The 6287-nt window shown below is 42.2% G+C and carries 2 protein-coding genes; both read left to right on the top strand.

Translation table 11 applies throughout. The features are described 5' to 3' along the window. The first annotated feature begins 180 nt into the window (after window positions 1-180). Window positions 181-1887, top strand: coding sequence for a BspA family leucine-rich repeat surface protein (locus CXF74_RS20330; protein WP_101084351.1), 1707 nt, complete (start codon window positions 181-183; stop codon window positions 1885-1887). Between the two features lie 149 nt (window positions 1888-2036). Further along, window positions 2037-6287, top strand: a 4251-nt coding sequence (locus CXF74_RS20325; protein WP_198552939.1) for a beta strand repeat-containing protein, incomplete at its 3' end; no start/stop codon positions are given.

Below are 6287 nucleotides of genomic sequence, written 5' to 3'. Positions count from 1 at the left end.
TTGTTTTATTTTATTTAATGTTGTGCATTTTAAGTTATTTTAATGTCAATTGCGCTTGAAATCTGATAAATTTGAGCTACTGATTTTTGTCTTTTTTTTTATGGTTTTCTGTTGTTAAATTATTTAAGCAAGAAGATAAACAATAACTATTTTCGTTCTATTTTTTTACAGGGATGTTTTATGAAGCAATTACCTTTTTCTTTTATACCTAATGCGCCGCTTGCGGTTATGTTGGTGAGCCTTATAACACTGAGCGCCTGTGGTGGCGGTGGTGGTGGCGGAACGCCGGTTGTGCCTGTTCCAGTAACGCCTACACCTGTTCCAGTAACGCCTACACCTGTTCCAGTAACGCCTACACCTGTTCCAGTAACGCCTACACCTGTTCCAGTAACGCCTACACCTGTTCCAGTAACGCCTACACCTGTTCCAGTAACGCCTACTCCTGTGCCGGTTGATACCACTGGGCCGGTTATTACCTTAAATGGGGATGCTAACCTCAAACATGCATATCAAGCCAATTATGTTGACCAAGGCGCAACGGTAACAGATGATTTTGATGTGAGTGTAGCGTTAATCGTTACTGGTGCTGATTCGGTTGATGTCAATGCACTCGACACTAATTATATTATTACCTACAGCGCTACCGATAGCTCAGGTAATAACACAGTGACCACGCGCTCTGTATTGGTGACTGATTTAACGCCACCAACTATTACGTTAACCCCTGATAAAATCGGCAATGAAACAGTGATTTTAGGGCAAGGCCGTGTTTATAAAGAGTTAAACGCTACTGCGACGGACAATGTTGATAGTAGTGCACCTGTTGTAACCATCACTGCTAATACGATTGTTGCAGATACTATTGGTGAATATAGCGTTACTTATAGTGCAACCGATGAAGCGGGTAATGTGGGTAACGCAATACGTACTGTGAGTGTCGTTGCACCTCGACCGTTTATTACCACTTGGGATACTCGTAATACTGTAGATGCAGACGGCCACAATAGTGCAACAGATGAATTCTATATTAAGATTGGTATCAATATAGAAACAGATGGCCTTGCTGAGACTTACCATTACCAAGTGAACTGCGGAGCTGATTCTAATGAGGGTATTAAGATTTTCAATGCAGAGGATGCTTTATGCACCTATACCGAGCCAGGTATTAAAACCATTGAAATCAGTGAAAACATAGAAAATGGAAGTTTTCCACAATTATTTTTTGGCGATAGTTTTAATGAAACACATGATAATGCTAAATTATTAACCATTGAACAGTGGGGAGATATTAAACTAAAATCATTATATTTGGCATTTTTTGACACTCCTAACTTTATCTCTAACGCTACTGACTGGCCTGATTTGAGACAAGTTGAAAGCATCGAGTCAGCTTTTTCTTCTACTAATCTTTTTAATGGTGATCTGTATATGATCGACTGGGATGTTGGTCATGTAAAAAATATGTCTGGAATCTTTGACAAAACAGCTTTATTCAACCTAGATATCAGTGGCTGGGATGTCAGTGCTGTTACTGATATGGAATATATGTTTTCTGGTAGCACTAAATTCAACCAAGACTTAAGTGAATGGGATACAAGTAAGGTGACGAACATGTATAGAATGTTCCGATATTCTATTTTTGATCAAAATATCAGTAGTTGGAATTTCGAATTGGTAGCGGACTTTGAATACATATTTGAAGGTACCAAACTATCAACAGAAAACTACAATGCACTGCTTAATAGCTTAGCGGCACAAAATGTACAGAGTGCTCAGTCCTTCCATGGTGGTGAGAGTGTTCGTGATAGTGAAGCTGATGACGCCATAACTACCCTGACAGGGAAAGGTTGGACTATTACTGATGGTAGCGGCGTAGTAACGCCTTAAACTGTATTTGTTCGGCTCACAACAAAGCCTTTTTGTTTATAGCAAAAAGGCTTTGTTGTTTCTGAGTGTTGTTGATTTATTTTTTATGCTTTGCACGATGCAAAAATATGATTTGTCGCTTGATAAGTCTCTTGAATAAGGATGTTGTTATGAAATCGCTATTGCCATTTTTCACTGCGCGTTTTACGTTAGCTAAAAAAACGAATATACAAGTAGTGAGCACGTCACTGATGGGGGAATTTCACCATCAACTTATTCAGCATGTGCCTAAAACGTATCATAAATCGCGGCTCTCTCGCTTAGCTTTTTCGCGTCCTGCACTGTCTGTGTGTATTGCATTAGCGGGTTTTAGTTTACCTAGCCTTTTTACCCCTGCACTGGCGGCCCCGACGGGCGGTGATATTGTTGGAGGCACGGGCACTATTTCTAAAGATGATCTCGCGACCATCATCAAGCAAACCTCACAAAATATTGCTATCGATTGGGATAGCTACAATATTGATGCTACGGAAGTGGTTAAATATATCCAACCGAATGGGCAGTCTATTGCGCTGAATCGTATCTTAGGTGTTAATGGCTCGACCATTGCCGGGAAAATCGAGTCCAATGGGCAGGTGATTTTAATTAACCCTAATGGTTTAGTGTTTACCGATACTTCTGTATTGAATGTCGGTGGCATTATCGCCTCTGGTCTGAATATGAATACCAGTGATTTTATGAATGGCGATTATATTTTTGATGAGGTCGTTGGCACTGAAGGCACCGTTATTAACCGTGGCATAATTAACGCGTCGCTTGGTGGTCTTGTTGTGGAGGGACATGGGGTAGGTGGCAACGTCGCATTAATTGGTAAACAAGTTATTAATGAAGGGTTAATTGAAGCGCATTTAGGTTCGGTAACCTTAGCCGCTGGTAAGCAAGCGGTATTAACCTTTGATTCAAGCGGTGTATTAGGCGTACGTGTTAGCAAAGAAATATTACAAGAAGAGTTAGGCATAGACCCTGCTGTGGTGAATAGCGGCGAAATTAATGCAGCTGGCGGGCGGGTATTATTAACCGCAAGCACCAGTCAAGACATTTTCTCACAGGCAGTGAACGCGGGTATTGATGAAGCCACTAGTGCCGTGGTGCATGCCGACGGCAGTTTTACGCTCGGCGGTGGTAGCGATGTGCTAAATAGTGGCTTAGTTGATGTATCAACGGGAGACTATTCACAAACTGCTGGTCAAATTGTGCTGATCGGCGAAAATGTGACCAGCAGCGGTGAGTTGCGCGCTGACTCAACAGTCGGTGATGCGGGTAGTATTGAATTAAACAGCCGTGATAAGACCCTGTTAACGGATAACAGTATGACCTCTGCGCAAGGACTCAATAGCGGTAAAGGTGGTGAGATTAAAGTGCTGGGAGGGAGTGTTGGTTTATTTGACCAATCTGTTGTTGATGTGTCGGGAGTAGAAGGTGGTGGTCAAGTCCTGATTGGTGGTGATTATCGTGGTGAGAATATTCAAGTGACTAACGCCTCGGGTACCTTTGTTGCTAAGGATGTTGTTATTAATGCCGATGCAATAAGCGCTGGTGATGGTGGCGAAGTAATAATTTGGGCGGATAAGAGCGCTAAGGTATATGGCACTATCAATGCAAAAGGAGGGGTACAAAGCGGCGATGGTGGTTTTGTTGAGACTTCTGCTGAATTTGTGGATTTAGATTTACAGGTAAATGTTTCTGCCCTAAACGGAGAGTCTGGTGAATGGCTTATTGACCCTTACAATATCACTATATCCAACTCATCGGCATCTAATGTAAATGATAAATGGCAGGGTTCAGAGCATATTTTCACTAATGATGGTGGAAACTCTAACGTCACTCTAGAAAGTTTATATAGTGCACTGTGGGATGGGGCTTATGTTACCGTTGAAACGAGTGGTGGAAACAGTGACGGGGCGAGTGAACCTACAGGTGGCAATATAACACTCGTTGATAGCTTTGACATGGATCTAAAAGCAGGTGGTGGTAGTGCAACCCTTGAATTATTGGCTCATCATGACATTAATATTAATGCCAATATTTACGATAGTGATACAACTGATTCACAAAAATTAAATATCATACTTAATGCCAATAGCAACTATCTATCTGGTGACGGTAGTGTGAATCCAGATCACCTCGGTGGCGATGTTAATATTAATGCTGATATATTTACTTACGGTGGATCATTTTCTGCCAGTGGCGATAATATTACTATTTTGTCAACCAAGCAGATTAATACCACAGGTAAAAAAAATACTGCAGGTGGAAACATTTCATTAACAGCAAACAATGGTTTTATCAGTACTGGCGCGCTAACGAGTAACGCTGGAACGGCATTTAATGCAGAAGGTAAAGAGGCTGGAGATATATCTCTATTTGCAACAGCAAATATTACCGTTGATGGAATTATGAGTGCAGTAGGGGCTGACGGAGAGCAAAAATCTGACAGTAAAGGTAAAGCCGGAGGAAATGCTGGTGATATTACCATCCAAACTGAAATTGGAACTGTTGACATTAAAAATGAAATTAATAATAGTGGTGGCAATGCAGATGGGGCTAGTAATAGATTAAGTGATTCCGCTAATGGCGGACAAAGTGGTTTAATCACTATTGGTGCCAAAGATGGTTTTACCATCGATACAGTTAAACTAAACACCATTACCAGTAATGGCGGTAAAGCCTTTGGTAATACCGGCGCGGGCGGTGCTGCACAAGCAATTACAGTGACGGCAAATTCAATTGAGCTTGCTGGTGACATTGAGAATAAAGGCGGTGCGTTAGATGCTAATGGTTCAGCTTCTACATTAGGAGCGGGTGGCGATGTGATTTTTAATGGCGCGGTTACCCTGAAAAATGCAGCAATATCTATTAATACAACCGGCAGTATCGGTGGTGATATTCGTTTTAAGTCTACTTTAAACGGCACACAAAACCTGACCTTAACGGGTAAAGATATTCAATTCACAGGCGAAGTTGGTAATGCTAGCCCGCTTTCAGATCTGATCGTTACTGCAACGGGTGGCATTCAAGCCAATGGCGGCATTAATGCCAATTCAATCGACCTTCAAGGTGCGACTACGGTTACTACCGGCGCATTAACTGCCACTAATATCATTGATGTTGCAGCAAGTGAGATTACAGTCGGAGCGCTTAATGCCAATTCAATCAAACTTCAAGGTGCGACTACGGTTACTACCGGCGCATTAACCGCCACAACTACAATTGATGTGTCAGGTAGCGATATTTCTGTAGGTACGCTTAATACCACTAATAATACTATTAACCTGACTGCCACCGATAATAGTGATGGCGGGACAGCAACGATCACTTTAAACGGCGATATCATTTCTGGTACAGGAGTTGTCGCGGTTAATGTAGATGGCGCTTTAAATGCAGATGCCTTAATCACGATTAATCACAGTGGTGATTTTACGTCTAGCAATATTACTCTCACTGGCGCCGAAACCGGTACTAGCAAGCTACAGGCCAGCAGTGCGCAAGCGAATACGTGGGATATCACCAATTTAGGTAATACCGTGGCAGGCCTGACGTTCCTCGGGTTTACTGAGTTAGTCGCAGGCAGCGAGGGTGATACGTTTAACATTGGTGCTACGGTTGGTAACCTAACGGGTGGTACGGGTAGTGATACCTTTGTATTAAAAACTGACGGCAATGTGACCGGGATTATTGATGGTGTTTCGGGAGATGATGATAAATTAGTGGGCTGGAATAGTTCAACAAATACCAATAGCTGGACGGTGGATACAACAAATACAGTCACTAATACTGTCAATTCAGTGATCTTCTCTAATATTGATGTATTACAGGGTGGGGACGGTAAAGATGAATTTACCGTTAACGCCTCCATTAAAGATGTGCTGGGTGGCGAAGGCGATGATGTTTTTGATATTAAAAGCACATCACTTGTCACGGGGTCTATTGACGGTGGTAATGGCACTAATGATGTTTTAAATCTTATGACGGCAGGGCAAACGCTCGACCTTTCAACACTGTCTAACATTGAAGCGGTGACGGCGCAGTCAACGGGCGCAGCTAATACACTGCAAGCGGGTAATGCAAGCAGTAATACTTGGAATGTATTAACCACGGCAAACAGCGGTCAAGTGGGCTCGATTAGCTTCAGTAATTTCGCCAACTTAGTGGCGGGCAGTGGGGGGGATATCTTTAATATTGACGCTGCGATTGGCAACCTAATGGGTGGCGATGAGGTTGATACTTTTAATATTAGCGCAACCACAGTAAGCATTAGCGCCGGTGATAATGATGACATTATTAATGTTGATGCTACTTCGTTAATTACGGGCAGTATTGACGGTGGTAATGGCACTAATGATGTTTTAAATCTTATGACA

Origin of the sequence: Psychromonas sp. Urea-02u-13, assembly GCF_002835995.1 — a bacterium.
Taxonomy (GTDB): Bacteria; Pseudomonadota; Gammaproteobacteria; order Enterobacterales; family Psychromonadaceae; genus Psychromonas.
This window is presented reverse-complemented; position numbering and strand designations above follow the sequence as displayed.